A 23,028-nucleotide genomic window follows, 5' to 3' on the forward strand; every position below is an offset into this window, starting at 1 on the left:
GCAGCCGGGCATTTGTGGAATTTAAAAATACATTTGCCGCGCAGCTTGAAAAAGCAGGTTAGCATATGAACTTCCTTTCCAGTGAAATAAAGAACGGTAATGAGCTGGCTTTCAGGGATTTTTTTGATAGTACATATCCCCGTGTACTCGCCTACCTGAGAAAATTTTTCGAGAAAGACAATGCCTATATGGACGATATCGCCCAGGAAGCTTACGTAAAGCTCTGGCAGAACAGGGAACAGATCGATGAGAACCAGGCGCTGGAGAACTACCTGTTCGGGATACTGAAAAATACTGTACTGTCCTATTTCCGCACCCTGGCTTCCACTAAGAAAAAAAGCTCCGTTTACATGGCTTCCCTCCGCCAGGCTGATGCGGCGGATAATAACGTTATCCGGAACATGCACCAGAAGGAATGCAACCAGGATTACGAACAGGTGATGCGCGGCATCAGCCCGCTTAAGCAGCAATGTTTCAGGCTGCACCGGGAATATGGCCTCACCTATTTCCAGATCTCCGAAAAGGAAGGCATTGCTATCAAAACCGTGGAGAAATACATCCGCGAAACCTCCCGCATACTTCAGTCGAAATTGTTATCCCGTATACAGTTCTGCCTCGCATATGCAGTGCTGGTCAATATATAGCCCGTTCTCCTCTTTTTCTTTTCCCGCAGGAACCACGCTTAACAATTTGGTAATACGTTTCGTGGAGGGATGAAACACCTGTTCTGCGTATTTATGTCATGGATATTCAAAAAATACGGTCATACCTGAAAGGGCTGGATGCAGGAACGCTGCAACCGGAAGAAGAAGCCTGGATCATTCAGTTCCTGGAAAATGCGACCCAGGAAGAACTGGCGGCCGTTTTCCCGGACCCGGAATGGAATACCCTGGAAGAGACGGCCGTGGACCCTCAAAAACTCGATCATGTTTACAAGAATATTACGGCTGATATCAGGCCTGCTGCTGCACAGGTAATTCCGATGAAAGCCTGGTGGCGCAAGACCTGGGTAAAAACCGCCGGCGCCGCCGCCATACTTGTGGCCGGGGCAGTGGGCTTCCAATTGAGCAGGCCCGGCAGGCAGCAACAACATGAAGCGGCGATGGCCGTTGCCTGGAAAACCGTTACCACGGCGGCTGGCCAGCGCATCGTGATCCATCTGAACGACAGCTCTGACATTTACGTGAACGGCGGCAGTACCGTAATGTATCCTGAAACCTTTGCAAAGAACAACCGCGAAATAAAGCTGGTGGAAGGAGAAGCCTTCCTGGACGTAGCGCAGGACCCGCAGCGGCCTTTTAAAGTTACCACCGGCAACATCCAGGTGGATGTGCTGGGCACTTCCTTCAACGTACGCAATTACGCAGACGAGGCGGAAGTGGACGTGGCCGTGAAAACCGGCAGGGTAGCGGTGAACAGCACAGGCAGGGAGAACGTGCTGCTGCTGCCCGGAAGGAAGGCGGCGTTCAGCAAGCTTTCCGCTGATGTGGCGCACTCGGAAATACGGACCGCTTCCATCGATGGCTGGATCAATAACGATCTTGTGTTTACGGATATGAAACTGGAAGATGTTTTCAGGCACCTGCGATATAACTATGGGCTTGATTTTAAAGTAGAGAACCAGGAAGTGCTGGACAAACATATAAGAGGAACATTTCACAGGAAAAGCAAGGAGGAGATCATTCACCTGCTGAGCAAAATGGCGCGGTTCAGTTACCAGATAAATGATTCACTGGTTATTATACGTTAATGAAATACCTGCTTTCAATTATAGCACAAACCAAAAAGTAAAAAACAAGAATGAACAATTGTACGAAAAAATCTCCTGCAAGGGGGAAAGGGGAATCTTTTGCCCGGACAAAAGCATCAAGATCATGCGTTTTGCTGATCCTGTTTATTTTGTCAACCAATTTAGTAGTCGCACAAACTAAAAAGCTGACGCTTTCATTGAGTAAGGCGCCTTTAAGTGAACTGATCGCCCGGATCGAGTCCCAGACCGGTTATGTGGTGAATATGGTGAAAGAAGAAGTGGACCTGAACACACCTGTAACTGTAAATGTAAGCCAGGCCAGCATCCAGGAAGTGTTAACCCTGGCATTGAAGGGAACGGCTTATGTATTCAATATCGAGAATGATGTAATTATCCTCAACAGGAAACCCGTAGCCAGAACCTCGGCCGGCAAACTCACCGGCCAGGTGCTGGATGCGAAAGATAATTCCCCCGTGATCGGCGCCACCATCAAGGCCGGAAGCCAGGGCACCACGGCGGACGTGAAAGGGGAATATACCCTGGAACTGCCTGAAGGCACGCACAGTGTGACCGTAAGCTCCATTGGTTACAACACCAAACGCATCGACGAAGTGATCGTGAAAGGCGGCGACCCCGCCATACTGAATATTTCGCTGAACATCCAGAAAGGAACGCTGAAAGGCGTGGAGGTAGTGGCCTCCGCCAGGAGAGAGTCCATTTCATCTTTATACCTGAAGCAAAAGAATAACGCCGCTATTTCAGATGGCATCAGCGCGGAGCAGATCAGGGTAACGCCTGATAACAATGCGGCGCAGGTATTAAAGCGTGTGAGCGGCCTTACTGTGCAGGATGAGAAGTACGTGACTGTGCGCGGCCTGAGCGAAAGATACAACACCGTGCTGCTGAACGGTTCCACGCTGCCCAGCACTGAGCCTAACAGGCGCAACTTCGCTTTCGACATCATTCCCAGCGGGCTGATAGACAACATCGTGATCCACAAAACGGCCACACCGGATATGTCGTCCGAATTCGCGGGAGGGCTGGTGCAGGTGAACACCAAAGATATTCCTGCGGAAAATTATTTAAACATCACCGTCGGTACGGGTATTAACACCAACAGTACAGGGAAAGATATATACAGTTCGAAGCGAGGGAAGAACGACTACCTGGGCTATGATGATGGTACAAAAGGCTGGTGGAAAAAGCAGGGGTGGAGCTTCCAGGATTATGTCTCAACGGGAGATCCGGAGAAAGTGGGTGAAATGGGTCGGCAGATACCGAACAACTGGGGTGTTTACAAATACAAATATTCCCCTATGCAGAATTACCAGTTTAACATCGGGCGGAGGCTGCCGCTGAAGAACGGTGCGCATATCGGCATCGTTGCGGGCGGACTGTTCCGCCATGATGAAACAAGGGAAGATGAAGAAAGAAGGATCTATTCAACAGAGGCATATGACTTCAAAGGGAACAATTATGTTTTCCGCAGCTCGCTGGGCGCTGTGCTGAACGTGGCTTACCAGGGCAAGAAAACCAAGGTGGTTTTCAAAAACCTGTACAACCATCTTTTTGTAAACGAAACATCCGATGCTTACGGCCCAATGCCCGGGTTTACTCCGGGTATATACCGCAATACGCTCAGTATTTCCACTATCAACGACATCTGGCAACACCGGCTGGAGGGCGAGCATGCGCTGGGCCGGAGAGGAATCAAACTGGACTGGAGTGCGGACAGGGTAACTATCGTGAGGGACCAGCCGGATACACGGAATTCCATGGGTCACCTGGAATACAACAGGGATGACTTTTATGTATATGAAGGACTGAGTGACCTTACGGGGAGCCTTTCCAGAGGGTTGAGCATATTCAACTCAAGACTGGATGAAAAAAGGTATAACTGGGCGGCCAATGTTGTATTCCCCTTCACTATCTGGGGGCGGCAACAACGTGTTAAGGCAGGATACGCCGGTACATACAGGGAAGCGGATTTTGAGAGCTTCGGCGTTGCTGCGGTCCAGTACCCTCTTGCAGACCGCGATCCGAATTTTGATAAGCTAACTTTCGGCTTGCCTGTTCAGAAGCTGCTGGCGCCGGAATTTATCAGGCCCGGGTTTATCTATTATGATAAAACTATTTACGATGGCAACGACTACGATGGTATCCAGCGGATGCATGCGGGTTACCTGATGCTGGACGCAAACCTGCTTAACAAGCTGCGTTTTATCGGCGGTGTACGGGCGGAAGACAATACGATGTTAGTGAACAGCCTGTTTTTTGTGAGCGGCCAGCCTGTGCATAATTACACTTATCACAAACTGGACTGGCTGCCTTCCGCGAACCTGGTATATTCGTTCACTTCCAAAATGAACGTAAGGGCTGCAGTATCCCAAACGCTGAGCCGGCCTGATTTCAGGGAAAGAGCATCCTTCAAGTATTTTGAATTCAAGACGCGTTCCGAGTATAAAGGCGCATTGGGCTTGAAAGACGCAAAGATTACCAATGTGGACCTGCGGTATGAATATTACCCGTCTGCAGGGGAGGTCCTGTCTTTCTCGCTTTTTCAAAAGTATTTCGATTCACCTGTTGAGATAATTGCGGCGCAGGGTTCAGGCAGCTTGTCGTATTTCTACTTCAACCTGCAAAGCTCCAGGAGCCAGGGTATGGAGATAGATTTCAGAAAGTCGCTGAATTTCATCAATCGTAATTCCCGCATTTTGTCAAATATCTATGTGAGTGGCAATGCCAGCTGGATGAAGGCGAACGTAAAATATAATACGACTGCACTGCTTGAAGCGGCTAACGGCGTAACCGGCGGCAGCGAGAGCGAACAGCCTGGGGATACAAGGAACAGGGCCGTTCAGGGATTATCTCCCAATATTTATAACGCGGCCGTCGGATACGTAGGCAAACCTGTCGGCCTGCAGGTAAGTTACAACCGCTATGGAAGAAGGATCATCAGCGGTGGGTTATATCCCTGGCAGGATGAGTACGAAAATCCCAGGGACGTGCTGGACATCCAGCTGAATGCTTTCCTGTTGAAAGACAAGCTCAGCCTTCGTTTCAATGTAAGCGACCTCCTGCAGCAACCTTTTATCATCTATAATAATTACACACTGAACCAAGAGCCAAATAAACTGAGCGACAATGGAAATAATGACCCGAAAGGCACACGATACAACCCCGATTTGGATTTTGTAAGATATAAGGCACGGAAAGGAGTTAACCTGAGTTTTAGCGCTACGTACAATTTCTAGTTTTCATTGCATCAAAGTATAACCCGATTCCCAAAAATTGTTAATCAAAAAAGTCCCATGAAAAAGATTCTATTTGGATTTGCTGCCTTAACGCTCATCGTACTGGGCGCTTGTAAAAAAGAGGTAAAGCCTGTTGGCGAAGGCGACAGAGCTTTGCAGGCAGGTATCGTACCGTGCAGCGACACGGTGGTATTACCCCAGGTTATTTCAGGTCCCAGGCTCCTGGACAAGGATTCTATTTACATCCTGAATGGTAAAACTTATGTATCCGCCACCGGTATCCTGACCATCGAGGCAGGTACCCGTATTGAGGGTGTGAGAAAAGACAGCGCAAGAGACGCATCAGCCCTGGTAATTACCAGGGGCGGTAAAATTTTCGCCAATGGTGACTCCTGCAACCCGATCGTATTTACTACCCGTATTAATGGCAGCAATGCCGTTGCTAACCCCGGCGACTGGGGTGGCGTTGTGATCCTGGGTAAATCTATCGTAAACAAAAGCAACCCGCTCATCGAAGGTATCGATCAGCCTTTGCTGCCCCCGGGCATTTCCGCTAACTATGGCGGTACCGATTCACTGGACAACTCAGGTGTTGTAAAATTCGTAAGGATCGAGTATGCTGGTGCTGTTGTGGCTCCTAACAAAGAGCTGAATGGTCTTACCCTCGGCGGTGTTGGTAGCGGTACTACTCTCCACCACATTCAAGTGCTCTGGGGCGCAGATGACGCGTTCGAATTCTTCGGCGGCACTGTAAACGCCAGGTACCTGGTAGCTACAGACATGAACGACGATGGCCTGGATTTTGACTATGGTTATCGCGGCGCTATCCAGTTCGCGCTGATTACACGCAGCAACTGCTGCTTTGCGCAGACTTTCGCTGATGCAAACGGCATTGAGTGCGACAACGACGAGATCTGCAATAGCGGCGATTTACCCAGAACCCGCCCCATCCTGTCTAACATCACTATCGTAGGTGGCGCGAATTCTGCCCTCACAGGCACATTGAACGGTGTTCGTTTCAGAAGGTCAACTGACTTTGTGATGCGTAATTCAGTTATCATGGGCTATGGTAATAGCTCTACCAGCTGGGCTGTTGCTATCGACTCATGCACAGGCGGATTCCCTACCAAGGCTCCTTTCCTGTACAACGTTGTTCATTCATTCGCTGCTGCTAACACAAATCTTGCGCCGCTGCCTGCTACCAATGTTGCTATAACTCCGCTTACTTCAGGAGTTGGCCTGATCACGCCGTTTACATGCGGTGCTGGTGGCAATGGTCTGAACTTCGCTCCTGCAAACGCAGCGTCTGCACCGATTGTTAATGCTGCTAACTTTGTTACAAACTGGCCGGCTAACATTATTCCTACGTCTAACAGCTTCGTGAACAAAACTGTAACCTACAGAGGCGCATTTGCTCAGGCTAACCGTAACTGGCTGGGATGCTGGACTAGCTGCACCGGCTTCACAGCACCTGCTTCCGGTTGCCAATAATCTTTTTTAAGTTTTTAACCTGAATTGATGCAATGAAAATATTAAGAAGCAGGTAGCAAAAGGCTGTCTGCTTCTTTAAAAAACAAAAAACACAATAAATAATGATGAATCAATCTTTACATTCTCAAACGAGAATTTTTTCATGTTCGGTGTTGTTGATAATTGCGATGGTTGCTTTTTTTTCCTGTTCAAAAGAAGGTACAATTGAAACAGTACCTGAATATACACGCGTTACCTTTGAGGTCAAAACCTTGAAACAGGCGCCAGTGCTGTATAGTATTGAAGTCGGTGATTTTCTGGTGAAGGACAGTGTTGCAGCCGCCGAAAGGGTTATTAATGCTGTTGAAAAATCCTCCGAAGCACAAAGGCTGAAGATCATGGAGACTAACAGCAATTCTATTCTGTTGGACACAATGATAGTAATCCCTGCTACGGGAGCGCTATACACCATATACCAGATCGATACTGCGGAGTCGGCCAAACCACTTTTCCTTGTTGGGGGACAGGAAAGTGATGTGCCCGTGGATACATTTATGTTATCGTTTTATACGAATGATCCCGCATTGCCGGAAACGTTTGACATTATGGTATATAAGATCATAGATTTTACATATGCCGAAGTTCCACCGGCTTATACCTTCAAGAATGTAAAAAAAGGGCAATTCACCGAATTTGCTCCTTTGGCAATTCTCGGTTTCTATATGTTCGAATTCCGAACGCCGGATGGTGAGATGGTCAAAGACATGATGCCCATAGATCCTCTCAATCCCTTCAGTGGTGGCACAATTGAATCCAGGTGCGCGGAAGTTAACAATCACCAGATAGCTAAAATTTCGACGGTGGACATAGGAGGAGTATATTATTATAACACGGAATGTATGTTCCAGTATTGACACGCTCTCTTTTTACTGTTATCCGCGACGCATTGCGGCTAAACGATCTTAATTTTTATAAACCCGGCGTTATGTTACCCGACGAACTGAGAGAAAAATTGTTGACCATTCACCCGCGCATCCGCGAGCGCGGCAATAAGTCCATTTACTATTATTACCTGCGCGGAAGATGTTGTTACGTGCTGAACGAGATCAAAAACACCGGTGTTCAGCTGTTCATTTTCTGCGACGACGCCCTGGCCCGCCCGCTGAAATTTGAATACCGGGAAATGGAAAGCGTAAACTGGGAACAGATCCTGCCATGGCTGAAAGAAAGCCTGCTGGTGCGGCGGTTGAACGCCGATACGGCAGTCCGGATAAATGTTTGATATGAAAACCCGAACCCTTCCACATGCACCCGCCTGGTGCGCGATGATGCTGGCCGCCATGTGCTGTATGCTCTCCTGCGAAAAGGACGACGCGGTACAGCAGAACAGCCCGCTGACCATCGCCACCATTCCCGTGAGCGATACCCTGAGCGGCATGATAACGGAAAATACCCTGCTCACCGCCCGGCGCGACTGGCGGATAAAGGGCATTGTATATGTCATGAACGAAGCCACACTTGAGATAGACAGCGGCGCGGTGATCGGCATGGTGCATGGGGAGGAAGAAACGTATCCCGCAAGCGGCATCGTCGTATTCCGCGGCGCGAAGATCATTGCAAAGGGAGACAGCGCCAACCCCATTGTTTTCCGCATTACAGATTCCCTGCTCTACCGCCCGGATGCCTGGAACGGCATCATCGTGCTGGGAAAAGCGCCTTCCGCCCGACCGGAGATCTCCATCAGCCACCAGCCCTGGATACGCGCCGGGATGGGCTATGGCGGCGCTTCGCCGGACGACAGCTCGGGCGTATTGCAACATATCCGCTTCGAACGGAACGCCATCCGCATGCCTGCCGGCAACCGCTTCGAAAGCGGCATCCACCTCATCAGCACCGGTAGCCGCACGCGGGTAGAGAACATTGAAATGATCATAAAGAAACGCCGGCCATTGAACTGATTATTTGGACTCCCAAATCCCTTGCCCCTCCCGGAGGGCTGCCAATTCCCCGGGCAGCCCTCTTTTATTTCGTATAAATTCCTATCTTTGCACTTCACGAAAAAATACTCCAGTGAAAATTGCTAAGTAAATATTCAAATCTTCCTGAATAACGGGGCTTTCTAAAAGCCCGCCAGGCGCTCCTGCACCTGGAAAAACTTAGTGATCATGTTTTTTTCTGCATAATTACCCACAACGATAATTTCTATCGGGCGGCTTCGCCCCGGTATATTCCTTCATTATTTAAATCTCCTGCCCACCATGAGTATGATACTACAGGATATCACCTATTTCCACAACGACCGGACCCTCCTTTTCGAGCACCTGTATTGTTCTATAGACAGCGGGCAGCATGTAAGCCTCATCGGCAACAACGGCTCCGGGAAATCCACCCTGATGCAGATAATGGCCGGGCGGCTGGCGCCGTCGGAAGGCAATGTGATCGTTTCGTCCCGGCCACATTACGTGCCGCAGCAGCTGGGCTGGCTGCAGGAGCAAACCGTGGCCGAAGCCCTGGGAGTGGATCAGAAAGTGAAAGCCTTGCACGCCATCCTGCGCGGGGAAACGGATGAACAATATTTTGAACAGCTGGCGGACGAATGGGACATCGAGGAAAAAGTGCAGAAAGCGCTGGCGGACTGGCAGCTGGAACATGCCCGGCTCAACCAGCCCATGCGCCTGCTGAGCGGCGGTGAACAAACGCGGGTAATGCTGGCAGGCATGGAGCTGCATGTGCCCTCCATCGTGCTGCTCGACGAGCCGACCAACCACCTGGACGCACGCGGGAGGCAACAGTTGTACCGCTTCATGGAAGGGTATAAAGGCACGCTGGTGACCGTGAGCCACGACCGTACGCTGCTGGAGCTGAACAACGTCACGCTGGCGCTGGCGCACGGAAAGCTGGAAACTTACGGCGGCAATTATTCCTTTTACAAAGCCCGCCGCGAAGAGCAGCTCAATGCCCTGCAACAGGATATCCATCACCGGGAAAAAGAACTAAAACTCGCCAAAAAGCAGGCGCAGCTTGCAAAAGAACGCAGGCAGCGGCAGGAGGGCCGGGACAAATCGCAAACCGGCGGCCTCCCGAAAATTGTGGCCAATACCCTGCGGAACAATGCGGAGCTAAGCACCGCGAAGCTCAATGCGGTGCACGCCGATAAAATGGACGACATCGCGAAAGACCTCCGGCAGCAGCGGGACATACTGGGCAAAGAACAGCTGTTGCAGCTCCGCTTCCCCGACTCCCTGCTGCACAAGGGCAAAAAGCTGGTGCATGCCGTCGGGCTGAATTTTGCGTACGGTAAGTCCATGCTCTGGAACGAGCCGCTGGATTTCCAGGTGAACAGTGGCGACAGCCTTGCCATCCGGGGCGCGAACGGCACAGGGAAAACCACGCTGCTGAAGCTCATAATGGGTACTTTACTCCCCACAATGGGTGTACTGGACAGGGCGCCCTGCCACATTATTTACCTCGATCAGCAATACAGCTTCATAGATGCGGATAAAACGGTGCTCGAACAGCTGGAACGATCAGACAGGCAGCATCTGCCGCCGCATACCTTAAAAATGTTGCTGCATCACTACCAGCTGGGCATAGAGCTTTGGGATAAAAAATGCGCGCAGCTTAGCGGAGGAGAGAAGATGAAACTGACCATCTGCTGCCTGTTCGTTTCCAACGCGCATCCTGATATGATCATACTGGACGAGCCTGGCAATAACCTGGACATCAGCAGCCTGGAAGTGCTCACGAATGCGCTGAAGGCATACAAAGGCACGCTGCTGCTGGTTTCGCACGACGCTGTGCTGGCGGAGGAGTTGGGGATTGAAAAATTTATTGATCTCTAATACATCGCCTGGCTTTGGTGATGCATTTCCGGCCTGGTCAGGTTAAGGTTATAAGTAAGCCGTTGCTGCTGCACGCCGTTGGCAACGAGATAAAGAAACTGCGGGTCAAAGTCATCCTGGTGATTCAGCGGCCTTAAGCCATTGTGATGATCGCGGCCGAAGCATACCTCAACGCCTTCAATGTCCACAGTGATCCTGTATCCGCTGCCTTGCTGGTCGATCCGTACTGGTAATTGCCACACTTTCCCCTGGTAGGAAATGCTGATCAGGTATTGTTCGGTAATCATAGAGAAAATAATTTGACGATGAAAAAAGGTACACTGAACTATATCATCAACATCCGGGCCAATGCAAGGCGCATTGCGCGTGGTTTTTCTGCCCGGAAACAGCCGTTTATTTTTCTAATGATGCAGGAAAACAAAGGTAAGGGAATGACGATGCGCAGGCAAATATTTAAACAGCTGTAGCTGCTGTCAAAATCGGGCGTTTTTTATGATGTATCATCAATTGTAAATGGCTGGCATTCAAATTATTTTAGTGAACATCAAGTTCAGGAAAGTGAAATAACGCCGGAATATTTTTTCAGTGTAACCAGGTTATCCGGCAGGGGCTGTTTGTTCCAGCAGGTATGAATGGCCATGGCCGCGCCGATAGCCGAGGCCTGGGCAACATCGGCCGCATACACTTCCATACCGGGGAAAGCTGCGGCCAGCAGGTTCATGTATAATGCGTTTTTACTGAATCCCCCATCCACGAAAATATTCTTCACCACCCCGCCATGCAGCACCAGTCCGGATGCATGCCGTTGCTGCGCGATAATATGGATCATCAGCTGGTGATATGCTTCTTCTGCGGTCTCAAAAACGGATAGGTCCTGCCCGGAGAGGAACTCCGCATCCGGGTACTGCGTCTGCAGGCGTTGCGCCAGCTCTGCATCAAAGGCCATGGTATGGAAATCTGTTTCTTTCCTTGAAAAATGAGCAGCCATACGCGAGACCTGCAATTCATGCTCGCGCCCTGCAAACAGCCTGGACGCCTTGATGGGCTTTCCCTGGAAGGAAAGATAACAAAGACAGTCCTGCTGAAGCTCATCGGCCGTCAGCGGCGCGTTGTTGAACGGATTGAGGCTGATGCACCAGGTGCCGGTGGAAATAAGCAGGAAAGGATCGCGGAATTGCAGCTGGTACGGTATCATAGCCGCGGAACTGTCGTGCAGGCCCGGGCCGGTAAGGTATGCGCCCTGGTGCACTTTATCGTACCGGTGAACAGGCGCCAGCTTGCTGCGCACGTTTTCGGTCTCCGTCCAGGCGTGGTACTGTTGCCGCCGGAAATCCCAGAGGTTCGTATGGCAGCCGATGCTGGTGATATCTGAACATGCCACGCCGGTGAGCAGGTAGCTCATGTATTGCGGCAGGTGCAGGGCATATTGCATTTTGCTGAACAGCACAGGTTGCTGATGCCGGAGGCGGTACAGCTGCATGCCGGAATTCAGGCTGCCCAGCACGGGCGAAGCCGACTCGAGTGAGAAGGCCGTTTCCCCGCCGTACTGCTCGTAAAAACCAATGCGCAAAAATGCCGGGTAAGGTTTCAGGTAGCTGTACAAAGGCGTCAGCGGGCGCCCGGCTTCGTCTATGAACACCATGCTGGCGCCATATGCGGAAAAGTTGACGGCTTTGACCTGGAATTCTTCAAGGGCCAGCGCCTTGGCCATCATGTCCTGCACGAAACGGCGCAGCAGCGGGAGGTCTTCGCAAGGGTCGCCATCTTCGTCGGTCGTTTCTTCCAGCCGTGCGCTTTCCTCGAACACAATGCGGTACTGTTCGTCGAAGAGGAACAATTTTTTGTTCGTCTTCCCGATGTCGAAAATTGCTATAACCGGGATTTTCTCCATGGATCGTTTCTTAAACCATCTTACCTGACAAATGCCATCGCCACGCCGCCGTCTACGTTCAGCACGTTGCCCGTGGCCTTGTTCAGCAATCCGCCTACAAACACGAAGCAGGCGTTGGCAATATCTTCCGGCACAATGATCTCGTTGAGCAGCGTGCGGCCGGCATAATACGCGGGCAGCTCTTCCACTTTCACGCCATACGCTTTCGCGCGGCCTTCCGCCCATGCGCCGGCCCATATCTTACTGTCGGAGATCACGGCGTCCGGGTTAACGGTGTTTACACGGATATGATCTTTCCCCAGTTCCGCGGCATTCAGGCGGCTTAGATGCAGCTGCGCTGCTTTGGCTGAACCGTATGCGGCATTGTTCGGCCCGGAAACGAGCGCGTTTTTACTGACGATATTAAGCACGTCTCCGCCGAAACCCTGCTTGCGCATGATAACCGTGCCTTCGCGCGTAACAAGGAACTGGCCTTTCACCAGCACATCATACAACAGGTTCCAGTCGGCTTCTGTATGTTCTTCCAGCGGTTTGGAGATAGAGAGCCCTGCGCAGTTCACCACGATATCCACCCCGCCGAACGCCAGCAGCGCGGCATCGAACACGCGGCGCACGGACGACTCATTCGTAACATCCAGCACTTCGGCGGCAAACACGTCTTTTCCAAAATCTTTGGAGAACGCTTCACGCGCGGTGGCCAGCCTTTCTTCGTCGTTGTCGTTGATCATCACCACGGCGCCTTCAGCCGCGAACTTCATGGCAATGGCCTTGCCGATGCCGCCGGCGCTGCCCGTTACCAGGGCCACGCGGCCGCTCAGCGCTTTGGGTTTGGGCATGCGCTGGAGCTTTGCTTCTTCCAGCAGCCAGTATTCAATATTAAATGCCTCCTGCCGGGGCAGGGAAGTGTAGGATGAAACGGCTTCCGCCCCCCTCATCACGTTGATGGCATTGATGTAGAACTCGGAGGCCACGCGCGCGGTTTGTTTGTCTTTCGCGAAGGTGAACATACCGATGCCGGGATACAGCACCACCACGGGATTCGCGTCGCGCATGGCAGGACTGTCCGGATGGCGGCAGCTTTTGTAATATTCCGTATACATTTCACGGTACGCTTCAAACTGCGGGGCCAGTGATTTTTTAATGGCGGCAGTATCGCTGAGATCCGCATCGGGCGACAGTTCCAGCACCAGCGGGCTGATCTTCGTACGCAGGAAGTGATCCGGGCAGCTGGTGCCCATGGGCGCCAGCCGGTCTATATCTTTTGAATTGATGAATTCGAGCACGCGCGCATCGTCGGTAAAATGGCCTACCATGCGGGTTTGGGAAGAACAGTACCCGCGCAGCAGCGGCGCCAGCGCAATGGCCTGCGCATGCCGTTTTTCCTGCGGGGGAGAGCTGAGCTTCGCGCCGCCGAACACCGGGCCTTTTTTGCCGGTATGCTCAGCGAGGTACTGGGCGCAGCGTTCCACCACTTCCAGGGTGTTGATATAACTTTCGTAAGCGGTATGCCCCCAGGTGAACAGCCCGTGCGAACCGAGCATGATACCGCGGATGCCGGGATTTTCGTCCAGGCATTGTTTCAGCTTCAGGCCCAGGTCGAAGCCGGGGCGCTGCCAGTCTACCCAGCCGATCGTTCCATCGAATAATTCCTGCGTGATCTTTTTCCCGTCTTTCGCAGCCGCAATAGCGATAGCAGCGTCAGGGTGCAGGTGGTCTATATGCGCGAAGGGAAGGAAGCCGTGCAGCGGCGTATCGATGGAAGGGGCCTTGGAACTGAGGTCGAATATGCAGTGGTTAAAAAGTTCCACCATTTCATCTTCATGCTCCACACCGCGGTAAACGCGCTGAAGGCTGCGGAGGCGGTCCACATACAGCGCCGCCAGCCCGCTTTTTTTCAACGTTCCGAGGTCGCCGCCGGAACCCTTTACCCACATCACTTCCGCAGGTTCACCGGTGAGCGGGTCTTTGGCCTGTACCTTGCAGGATGTGTTGCCGCCGCCGTAATTGGTAAGCCGGAGGTCTGCCCCCAGCAGGTTGGAACGGTAGATCAGCAGGGCTACTTCATCGCCGGCGAGCGCAGCGGCCTGTTTTTCATCCCATAAATAACTAACGTGCCTGAATTGGATAGTTCTATCTAAAGACATAAAATTCCTTTTAAGATTTCTGGATGGCACATCCGCGGATGGCCGGGGAACATGATGGTGACGTGGAATGTCATGTTGCTAAAGTAAAGCTTGTGCATTTTTGAACTGTCATGCACTGTCATGCTTCAGCAACTTTACAATTATTTTCTTACATTGCCGGCCGGCGAATATGCAAGCGTATGAAGCAACACCCGGTTTTTAAATATCTTTTTATCGATGATTTTTCTGCCACTCCCAAGTATTACCAGTTGGCCAATGCCATTATCCGGACAATAGCCGACGGGAAGCTGCAGCAGGACGACATCCTGCCGTCCATCAACGAGGTGAGCTACGTGTTCGAGATCTCGCGGGACACGGCGGAGAAGGCTTACAAACATCTCAAAAGCATCGGCGTGCTCGGGTCCGTGCCCGGCAAGGGATACTACGTGCAGAACGCCCACCCCCGCCAGCCATATAAGATACTGTTATTATTCAATAAACTCAGCGAACATAAAAAAATTGTCTACGATTCCTTTGCCGACAGGCTGGGGGAGCATGCCAACATCGACTTCTATATTTACAACAGCGATTTCAGTTTGTTCAAAAAATTGCTCACCCAAAAGGTGAACGACTATACCCATGTGGTGGTGCTGCCGCATTTCCGCGAGCGCTGGGAACATGTGGACGAGGTGATCAATGCCATCCCGAAGGAAAAGCTCATCCTGCTGGATAAAAAGCTCAAAGGCGTGACCGGCGAGTATGGCGCCGTGTATGAAAATTTCCGGGAAGACATTTACAGCGCGCTGGAACAGGCCCGCGACCGGCTGCAGAACTACCAGACGCTCAAGCTCATTTATCCTGACAATACCTATTACCCCGAAGAGATCCAGGAAGGGTTCGTGCGTTTTTGCCAGAATTACGCTTTCCCTTTCCAGCTGGTGCCGGATATCCTTTCAGAAGAGATCCGCCGCGGCGATGTGTATATCAATATCCGGGAGAACGACCTGGTGGCGCTGATAGAAAAGATCATGTCGCAGGGATTGCAGGTGGGTAGCGACATTGGCGTGATCTCCTATAACGAAACGCCGCTTAAAAAACTCATACTCAACGGCATCACCACTATTTCCACAGACTTCAGGGCCATGGGCGAAATGGCCGCGCAGCTCATCCTCGATCATTCGCGCGCGCAGATAGAAGTTCCTTTCAATATTAACCTCCGGCCGTCCCTGTAGCGGAACGCAGCCACATCTCCGTTTGCCCCATCACGTTAGCCCCGGGCAGGACAGTACAGGACGGTACAGGACGCAACAGGACAGGAATGTATAACCATTCGTCTAAATTGTGTCTGATACCAGATTCGCTTTTGCCACACTAATTCCACATTGTTATGTCTAAGTCCACGTGTAAAAACCCGCGTTTCGCGCTTGCAGGATTTTTCCTGTCCGTTCTGCTATGCGCCGCGCTACAGTCTTCCTCGCAGAACAGGACCAATATCAGCGGCAACCTCACCGATGCCGCCACAGGTGCGCCGCTGCCAAGTGTTACCGTAGGCATTAAAGGCACCAACTCAGGCACCTTCACCGACGCCAACGGCCGCTATGCCATACAGGCCGCCGCCACCGATTCCCTCGTTTTCAGCATGATCGGGTTCGTTTCCAAAACCGTGCTGGTGGGCGACAGGAAAGTGGTGAACATCCAGCTCGAAAGCAGTAACAAAGTGCTGACGCAGGTAGTAGTAGTGGGGTACGGTACCCAGCAGAAAAAAGATGTAACAGGTTCAGTGGGAATTGTTTCTATGAAGAATATCAAAGACATGCCGCTTACCGGTGTGGACCAGGCGCTGTCTGGTCAGGTGGCCGGTATACAGGTGAATACCTCGAATGGTATCCCCGGTGGCGGCCCGCAGGTGCAGGTAAGGGGCATCGGCGCGGTGGGCGCGGGAAGCCAGCCGCTGTACGTGGTAGACGGGTTTCCGCTGGGCTCTTCCTCCAGTGAAGTGACCAATCCCATGAACGCCATCAACCCGCAGGACATCGAGTCCATGGCCATCCTGAAAGACGCATCCGCCACGGCCATTTACGGTTCCCGCGGCGCGAACGGCGTAGTGCTCATTACCACCAAACGCGGCAGCACGGGTAAGCCTGTTGTGTCCGTTTCCGCCAGCACCGGCTGGCAGCAGATACCGCAGAAAGGCCGGCCGGACCTGATGAACGGGCAGGAATTCGCGCAGTTCTGGAAAGAGCTTACCGAAGACAAGATCCGCTTTGAGCAGGGCCGCGAGCCCGTAGAATCGGACATCCCCGAAAAATACCGCAACCCCTCGCTCATCGGCGAAGGCACCAACTGGTTCGAAGAAGTGACCCGCGTGGCGCCCATGCAGGAGATCAACGCCAGCGTAAGCGGCGGCAGTGAAAAAACGCGCGCCTACGTTTCCCTCGGTTATTTTAACCAGGACGGGGTGATGATCAACACCGGCTACCGGCGTTATTCCGTGCGTGCGAACATCGAGACCAACCTGAGCGAAAAATTCAAGATCGGCGTGAACGTTGCACCCACGTTCTCCACGAAAAAAGGCGCCATCCGCGGCGAAGGCCGCGAGGAATTCTTCGGCATCGCCAGCCCGATAGAGCCAGCGTATAAACCTGACGGTTCCTACAACGCCTTCATCCAGAGCCCCGGCACCTTCGGCCTGCCGAACCCCATAATGGTGATGAACGAAACGGTGAACAACCTGAGAGAAGTCAGGCTGCTGATGAACGGGTATGCGGAATACGAGATCATTCCCAACCTTAAATTCAAAAGCACGATCAACGTCGATTATCAGAATGGGGCGGCGGAATATTTCCGCCCTTCCACCCTGGGCACCACCAATACCGCGCCGCCCAGCATTCCCAGCGGCAATTCCTTCAGAGGCGATTACCTCAACTGGCTGAATGAAAATACGTTGACCTATAACTGGAACCGCCACGGCCACAACCTGACCGGCCTGCTCGGTTACACCGTGCAGCAGCAGAAAGAGAATTTCTCGGGGTTCACCGGCACCAATTTCCCGGACGACGATATCAAAACCCTCAACGCCGCCGCTACCCTCACCGGGGGCACGGATAAAACGGAATGGGTGCTGCTGAGCTACCTCGCCCGTGTGAACTACGCGTTCAAAGATAAATACCTCGTAACCGCCACCATCCGTACAGACGGCTCTTCCCGCTTCGGCGCGAACAACCGCTGGGGCACATTCCCCTCGCTGGCTCTGGGCTGGCGCATTTCGCAGGAGAATTTTATGCAGGCGCTCCCGGCAGTGAGCGACCTGAAGCTCAGGGCTTCCTATGGCTTCACCGGCAACTTCAACATCGGGAACTATTCTTATATGAGCAACATCGGCACGGCGGACTATGTGTTCGGCGGAGCCCTTGCAGGAGGCCGGGTGATGAATTCCTTCGGCAACCCCAATCTTGGCTGGGAAAAAATGAGGGAATTTAATATAGGCATCGATATCGGTTTGTGGAAAGACCGCCTTTACATCACCGCCGACCTGTACAAACGCAACACCGAAGCGCTGTTGCTACAGGTGGAAATACCGCAGTCGTCCGGCTTCGGTACTGTGACCGAGAACAGCGGCGACCTGGAGAACAAAGGCCTTGAGCTGGGCATCAGTTCCCTGAACATCAAGACCCGGCAATTCGCCTGGAACACCAATTTCAACATCGCCTTCAACCGCAATAAAGTGCTGAAGCTGGGCCGCAACAACGATCCCATCTTTTCCGGCAACAGCAGCGAGGGCAACCCCACCAACTACTCCATGGTAGGCAAGCCCCTGGCTATGCTCTTCGGTTATGTGTTCGACGGTATTTACCAGAACCAGGCTGAAGTGGAACGCGGCCCCGCATTCCCCGGCGCCATCCCGGGCAATATCCGGTTCAAGGACATCAATGGCGACGGGCAGATCACGCCGCGGCAGGATTTTGACATTATCGGCAACCCGTACCCGGACTTCACCTGGGGCCTCACCAATATGCTCACTTACGGGAGGTTCGACCTGCGGGTGCTGGTGGTGGGTTCCATGGGGGCAGACAGGCTGCATGCCACCAACGACTACAACGGTAATATCGACGGTGTGTTCAACGTAAGGCGCGAAGTGAAAGACCGCTGGCGCTCCGAATCACAGCCCGGCAACGGGCGCATCCCCACCACCAACGGTTCCGGCCGCGGCAGGGTGATGTACCGCGACGTAAGCTCGCTGACCGTGGAAAAAAATGATTACGCCTGGATCAAGAACATCACGCTGGGTTATTCCATCCCGGCCAAAGGCTTTATTTCCAGCGCGCGCGTGTATGCCGCCATACAGAACGCCTTCCTGTTCACCAAATACAGCGGCAACCCGGAAGTAAGCAATTACATCGGCAAAGGAGGCAGCGGTGCGCTGGTACCGGGGATCGACTATTCCAACTACCCGGTGCCGAGGATCTTTACCATCGGAACGAATCTGTCATTTTAACCATGTTTAAATGCTGCACAAAATGAAAACTAAAATATATCTTATATGTCTGCTGGCCTTATCATCCAATGGTTGTAACTACATGCTGGATGTAAAACCCAATTCGTTTTCCAGCGGCGAGAACTATTACCAGACCGAAATGCAGGTGCTGCGGGCGGTGAACGGCGCGTACGGCGTATTGCAGAACCTCTACACGAGCGATTTCTGGGCGATGACCGAAATGGTGGCGGACAATACCAATTACCAGTACGACGCCAGCGACCGCGGTGCCCAGCAAAGGGAGGAGATAGACGAGTTCCTGATCACCTCCAGCAATAACTACATAAATACCATCTGGGCGCAGATCTACCGGAATATCCACCAGTGCAATGTGATCACCAGCCGGATAGACGGGGTTCAGTTCTCTGACGAGGCCGTAAAAAAACGTTATGCGGGAGAAGCTAAATTCCTGCGCGCTTTGTATTATTTTCACCTTGTGCGCCTTTTTGGAGGAGTGCCGCTGATCGTGAAGGAACCCGAGGGCCCGGAAAATGCTTTCGCGCGCAGCCGGGCTTCCGCGGAGGAAGTGTACCAGCAGATCATCGCAGACGCAAAAGACGCCGCGGAAAGCCTGCCGGCGTCCTATACCGGGGCGGATATCGGCCGGGCCACGAAAGGCGCTGCGCTCACTTTGCTGGGAGAAGTGTACCTGACGCGGAAAGAATATCCCGCGGCGGTAGCGGCCCTGCAGCAGGTAACCACCCTGGGTTATACATTGTTGCCCGATTATGGGGATAATTTCAACCCGGCCCGGAAAAACAATGCCGAATCTGTTTTTTCCGTGCAGTATAATTCAGGGCTTGAAACTGAGAGCAGTAATTATATTTTTGTATTCGGACCACGTAACGGCAAAAAGGACCTCACAGGGTTTAACGGGCTGCTGGGCGGGAACAATATGCCGACTCCGGGTATTTACAATGCTTACGAAGCGGGAGACGAGCGGAGAGATGAATCGGTATTTCTGTACGACAGCCCGACAAACACGCCTTTCGAGGAAGCGAAGGCATTCGGAGGCAAACTTCCGCTGATCAAAAAATTCTATCATCCACCATATGCGCTGGACGGGCGCGCGAACGAAAACTGGCCGGTGTACCGCTATGCACATGTATTGCTGATGCTGGCGGAGGCTATCAACGAAACGGGCGGCGGCGATCCGTACCAATACATTAACCCGGTACGCGTACGCGCAGGATTGCAGCCCCTGGCCGGGCTCAGCCAGGCCGCTTTCAGGGACGCCGTTTTCCGCGAGCAACGGGTGGAGCTGGCCTTTGAGAACCACCGCTGGTACCAGCTGCTGCGCACCGGCAAGGCGATAGAAGTGATGACGCAGCACGGAACACAGGAAAAACAACGACTGACGCGATTAAGCGCCGCATCATACAATATTGCAGCCTACAAGCTGCTCTTTCCCATCCCCGACAGGGAAAAACGCCTGAACGGGCTTGAGCAGAACCAGGGCTGGGATTGATCGTCTACTATACTAAAAGAAACATTTTTTTATGCATGTAAAGACAAGACTCTTTATCCTTTTCGCAGCCGTTATGGCGGCAACAGCCTGTAACAACAAGCCGGAAGAACAGCGTAAGCTGACCGGCAACCCGAAGATCGACAAGCTGAAGCTGCCCGATAATTTTAACGCGGACCACCTGTACAGTCCCGGCGACAACAAACAAGGCTCCTGGGTGTCTATGACATTCGATCCCAAAGGCCGCATGATCGTTTCCGACCAGTACGGTTACCTCTACCGCCTTACGCTGCCCGCCGTGGGAGACACCACTACCAAGATCCAGATCGAACAGATGAAGATCGGGACGGACACTTCCTCCAAAGTGACGATGGGCTACGCGCAGGGCCTGCTCTATGCGTTTAACAGTCTTTACGTAATGGTCAACCATAACAAGGACGAAAAATTCGACAAAGGCAGCGGCCTGTACCGCCTGCAGGACAAAGACGGCGACGATAACTTCGAGACCATCACCCTGCTGCGCGAGCTGGAAGGCGAAGGAGAGCACGGGCCGCACAGCATCGTGCTGTCGCCCGACAAACAATCGCTCTACGTGATTGCCGGCAACTTCACCCGCCAGCCCGAAATGAACAGCTACCGCATCCGCACCACGGACAGTACGGACAACCTGCTGCCCATGATCAAAGATCCTAACGGGCACGACCAGGTTTCGCATGCACGTGGCGGCTGGATCGCGCACATCGATTCCACGGGTACCAACTGGGATCTGATCGCTTCCGGCTTCCGCAATCCTTTCGACATGGCTTTCAACAACGCAGGCGAGCTGTTCACTTACGATTCGGACATGGAATGGGACTTTGGTACGCCCTGGTACCGCCCCACGCGCATATGCCATGTTACCAGCGGCGCAGAGTTCGGCTGGAGGCACGGTACCGGTAAATGGAACCCGTCTTTCCCCGACAACCTGCCCGCTATCCTCAACATTGGGCAGGGTTCGCCCACCAACGTGGTATACGGCGGCAACTCGCACTTCCCCGAGAAATATAAAAAGGCCGTATTTGCGTTCGACTGGAGCTTCGGCATCATCTACGCCGTTCATCTCGAACCTTCCGGCGCATCTTACACCGCTAAAGCAGAAGAATTCCTTTCCGGCGCGCCGCTTCCCCTTACAGATGGCGTGATCGGCCCCGACGGCGCCCTGTATTTCCTCACCGGCGGCCGCAGGCTGGAATCCGATCTCTACAGGATCTATTACAAAGACAACAAAGAAAATACAGAAGCACTGGCCGCTGCAGAACCTACCGAACTGCAGCAGCAGCGCCGCAAGCTGGAAGCGTTCCATGGCGGGCCCAAAGCCGGCGCTGTTGAAGCGGCCTGGCCTTTCCTGAAACACGAAGACCGCTTTATCCGTTTTGCTGCGCGCATTGCCATTGAGAACCAGCCGCTGGCTGAATGGCAGGCAAAGGCTTTACAGGAAAAAGATCCCGAAACCGCCATTCAGCTTGCCATCGCACTGGCGCGGCAAGGGAAAGCGGATGTGAAGAGCCCGCTTTTCACGCAACTCACCAGCATTGATTACGGCAAGCTCAGCGAAAACCAGCAGTCAGACCTGCTGCGTGCCATCGAACTCGCGATCACCCGCCTGGGCGAACCTGATGCAGCGCAGAGAACCGCGCTGATCGCATATCTCGACCCGCATTATCCTGCCAAGACCAACAACCTCAACCGCGGCCTGAGCAAGCTGCTCGTGCATCTCGAAGCACCACGGGCCGTGGAGAAAACAATGGCATTGCTGGAAAATGCAAAAGACGATCCCGAAGAGCAGAAAACCGCTACCGCTTCGAAGGACCTCATTATGCGTAACCCGCAGTACGGGATGGACATTGCGAACATGCTCGCAAAAATGCCGCCCATCCAGCAAACCTACTATGCCACCGTGCTCAGCCAGGCCAAGCAGGGCTGGACGCCTTCGCTGCAGGAACAATATTTCAAATGGTACTACGCTGCGTTCGCCTTCAAAGGCGGCCACAGCTTCCTTGGCTTCATTGATGGCGCGCGCCGCAATGCGCTGGCCCTGGTGCCGAAAGACCAGTTTGAGCGTTTCAATATTATGTCAGGCGATTCGCTGGCCCGCAGCGGCGGCGCGGATGTGGCCAAAGTACAGCCCAAAGGCCCGGGCAGGAGATGGAAGGTGGAAGAAGCCACGCTGGTGATAGACAGCGGGCTGCACGACCGCAACTTCGAACAGGGTAAAGCCATGTTTGCCGCCACGCTTTGCAGCTCATGCCACACGGTGAAAGGCGAAGGCGGCGTTGCCGGTCCTGACCTGACGCAGCTGGGTACCCGTTTCTCCAACAAAGACATCCTGGAAGCCATCATCGAGCCGAGCAAAACGATCTCTGATCAGTACGCAGCGACTGTGTTCACGATGAAAGACGGCAGCTCCATCACCGGCAGGCTGGTGAACCAGGACGACAACAAATATTTCGTTTCACAAAACCCGTTCTCTCCGCAAGACCTGAGAGAAATTGAGAAAAAAGATGTGAGCGGCACAAAAAATTCTTCCGTGTCCGTTATGCTGCCCGGTCTTATCAACCGGCTGAGCCCCGATGAGCTGCGCGACCTGATGGCTTATATCAAATCAGGCGGCAACGAAAAAGATACGATGTTCATCAGCAGCAAGCTCGGAAAAAAATAAG

General features: G+C 52.8%; 15 protein-coding genes. 12 read left to right on the forward strand and 3 right to left on the reverse strand.

The genetic code is table 11. The features are described 5' to 3' along the window. Positions 1-65 precede the first annotated feature (65 nt). The 8 genes from ACTJIK_RS07095 (at position 66) to ACTJIK_RS07130 (ending at position 10,316) form a co-directional block, all read left to right on the forward strand. The gene (locus ACTJIK_RS07095) at positions 66-644 is read left to right on the forward strand and encodes an RNA polymerase sigma factor (RefSeq protein ID WP_440645662.1); all 579 of its coding nucleotides are present in this window, start codon (positions 66-68) and stop codon (positions 642-644) included. Positions 645-742: 98 nt separating this feature from the next. Then, positions 743-1,750, forward strand: a complete 1,008-nt coding sequence (locus tag ACTJIK_RS07100; protein WP_440645663.1) for a FecR family protein — start codon at positions 743-745, stop codon at positions 1,748-1,750. Between the two features lie 149 nt (positions 1,751-1,899). Further along, positions 1,900-5,004 (forward strand): TonB-dependent receptor domain-containing protein, encoded by a 3,105-nt coding sequence (locus tag ACTJIK_RS07105; RefSeq protein ID WP_440645664.1) that lies wholly within the window; start codon positions 1,900-1,902, stop codon positions 5,002-5,004. Between the two features lie 57 nt (positions 5,005-5,061). Then, the gene (locus ACTJIK_RS07110; RefSeq protein ID WP_440645665.1) at positions 5,062-6,495 is read left to right on the forward strand and encodes a hypothetical protein; all 1,434 of its coding nucleotides are present in this window, start codon (positions 5,062-5,064) and stop codon (positions 6,493-6,495) included. Positions 6,496-6,596: 101 nt separating this feature from the next. Then, on the forward strand, positions 6,597-7,388 hold the full coding sequence (locus tag ACTJIK_RS07115) for a hypothetical protein (protein WP_440645666.1): 792 nt from the start codon (positions 6,597-6,599) through the stop codon (positions 7,386-7,388). 71 nt (positions 7,389-7,459) lie between these two features. Beyond that, complete coding sequence (locus ACTJIK_RS07120; protein ID WP_440645667.1) at positions 7,460-7,756, forward strand: hypothetical protein; 297 nt, start codon at positions 7,460-7,462, stop codon at positions 7,754-7,756. 1 nt (position 7,757) lies between these two features. After that, a complete protein-coding gene (locus tag ACTJIK_RS07125) occupies positions 7,758-8,432 on the forward strand; it encodes a hypothetical protein (RefSeq protein WP_440645668.1) in 675 nt (224 codons plus the stop codon). Between the two features lie 300 nt (positions 8,433-8,732). Then, a complete protein-coding gene (locus ACTJIK_RS07130) occupies positions 8,733-10,316 on the forward strand; it encodes an ABC-F family ATP-binding cassette domain-containing protein (protein ID WP_440645669.1) in 1,584 nt (527 codons plus the stop codon). On the opposite strand, the gene ACTJIK_RS07135 is transcribed toward ACTJIK_RS07130, so the two are convergent. The 3 genes from ACTJIK_RS07135 to ACTJIK_RS07145 all read right to left on the reverse strand — a co-directional run bounded on the left by ACTJIK_RS07135 (position 10,313) and on the right by ACTJIK_RS07145 (position 14,351). Further along, positions 10,313-10,603 carry a hypothetical protein gene (locus ACTJIK_RS07135; RefSeq protein WP_440645670.1) on the reverse strand — a complete coding sequence of 97 codons (291 nt, stop codon included), beginning with the start codon at positions 10,601-10,603 and terminating at the stop codon, positions 10,313-10,315. The genes ACTJIK_RS07130 and ACTJIK_RS07135 overlap by 4 nt on opposite strands. A 263-nt stretch (positions 10,604-10,866) precedes the next feature. Then, positions 10,867-12,207 (reverse strand): FGGY-family carbohydrate kinase, encoded by a 1,341-nt coding sequence (locus tag ACTJIK_RS07140; RefSeq protein WP_440645671.1) that lies wholly within the window; start codon positions 12,205-12,207, stop codon positions 10,867-10,869. Between the two features lie 20 nt (positions 12,208-12,227). Then, a complete protein-coding gene (locus ACTJIK_RS07145; RefSeq protein ID WP_440645672.1) occupies positions 12,228-14,351 on the reverse strand; it encodes a bifunctional aldolase/short-chain dehydrogenase in 2,124 nt (707 codons plus the stop codon). A gap of 179 nt (positions 14,352-14,530) precedes the next feature. On the opposite strand from ACTJIK_RS07145, the gene ACTJIK_RS07150 reads away from it, so the two are divergent. The 4 genes from ACTJIK_RS07150 to ACTJIK_RS07165 all read left to right on the forward strand — a co-directional run bounded on the left by ACTJIK_RS07150 (position 14,531) and on the right by ACTJIK_RS07165 (position 23,027). Continuing rightward, a complete protein-coding gene (locus tag ACTJIK_RS07150; RefSeq protein WP_440645673.1) occupies positions 14,531-15,562 on the forward strand; it encodes a GntR family transcriptional regulator in 1,032 nt (343 codons plus the stop codon). Between the two features lie 155 nt (positions 15,563-15,717). Continuing rightward, positions 15,718-18,825 (forward strand): SusC/RagA family TonB-linked outer membrane protein, encoded by a 3,108-nt coding sequence (locus tag ACTJIK_RS07155; RefSeq protein WP_440645674.1) that lies wholly within the window; start codon positions 15,718-15,720, stop codon positions 18,823-18,825. A 22-nt stretch (positions 18,826-18,847) separates the two neighbouring features. Continuing rightward, positions 18,848-20,332 carry a RagB/SusD family nutrient uptake outer membrane protein gene (locus ACTJIK_RS07160; protein WP_440645675.1) on the forward strand — a complete coding sequence of 495 codons (1,485 nt, stop codon included), beginning with the start codon at positions 18,848-18,850 and terminating at the stop codon, positions 20,330-20,332. A 31-nt stretch (positions 20,333-20,363) separates the two neighbouring features. Beyond that, positions 20,364-23,027, forward strand: a complete 2,664-nt coding sequence (locus ACTJIK_RS07165; protein ID WP_440645676.1) for a c-type cytochrome — start codon at positions 20,364-20,366, stop codon at positions 23,025-23,027. Position 23,028 lies beyond the last annotated feature (1 nt).

Source organism: Chitinophaga sp. 22620, from assembly GCF_052044405.1.
GTDB lineage: Bacteria > Bacteroidota > Bacteroidia > Chitinophagales > Chitinophagaceae > Chitinophaga.

Coding starts and splice junctions, on each gene's coding strand:
- ACTJIK_RS07165 (WP_440645676.1), top strand. CDS start 20,364: ATGCATGTAAAGACAAGACTCTTTATCCTTTTCGCAGCCGTTATGGCG.
- ACTJIK_RS07135 (WP_440645670.1), bottom strand. CDS start 10,603: ATGATTACCGAACAATACCTGATCAGCATTTCCTACCAGGGGAAAGTG.
- ACTJIK_RS07110 (WP_440645665.1), top strand. CDS start 5,062: ATGAAAAAGATTCTATTTGGATTTGCTGCCTTAACGCTCATCGTACTG.
- ACTJIK_RS07095 (WP_440645662.1), top strand. CDS start 66: ATGAACTTCCTTTCCAGTGAAATAAAGAACGGTAATGAGCTGGCTTTC.
- ACTJIK_RS07150 (WP_440645673.1), top strand. CDS start 14,531: ATGAAGCAACACCCGGTTTTTAAATATCTTTTTATCGATGATTTTTCT.
- ACTJIK_RS07130 (WP_440645669.1), top strand. CDS start 8,733: ATGAGTATGATACTACAGGATATCACCTATTTCCACAACGACCGGACC.
- ACTJIK_RS07145 (WP_440645672.1), bottom strand. CDS start 14,351: ATGTCTTTAGATAGAACTATCCAATTCAGGCACGTTAGTTATTTATGG.
- ACTJIK_RS07160 (WP_440645675.1), top strand. CDS start 18,848: ATGAAAACTAAAATATATCTTATATGTCTGCTGGCCTTATCATCCAAT.
- ACTJIK_RS07115 (WP_440645666.1), top strand. CDS start 6,597: ATGATGAATCAATCTTTACATTCTCAAACGAGAATTTTTTCATGTTCG.
- ACTJIK_RS07140 (WP_440645671.1), bottom strand. CDS start 12,207: ATGGAGAAAATCCCGGTTATAGCAATTTTCGACATCGGGAAGACGAAC.
- ACTJIK_RS07125 (WP_440645668.1), top strand. CDS start 7,758: ATGAAAACCCGAACCCTTCCACATGCACCCGCCTGGTGCGCGATGATG.
- ACTJIK_RS07155 (WP_440645674.1), top strand. CDS start 15,718: ATGTCTAAGTCCACGTGTAAAAACCCGCGTTTCGCGCTTGCAGGATTT.
- ACTJIK_RS07100 (WP_440645663.1), top strand. CDS start 743: ATGGATATTCAAAAAATACGGTCATACCTGAAAGGGCTGGATGCAGGA.
- ACTJIK_RS07120 (WP_440645667.1), top strand. CDS start 7,460: ATGTTACCCGACGAACTGAGAGAAAAATTGTTGACCATTCACCCGCGC.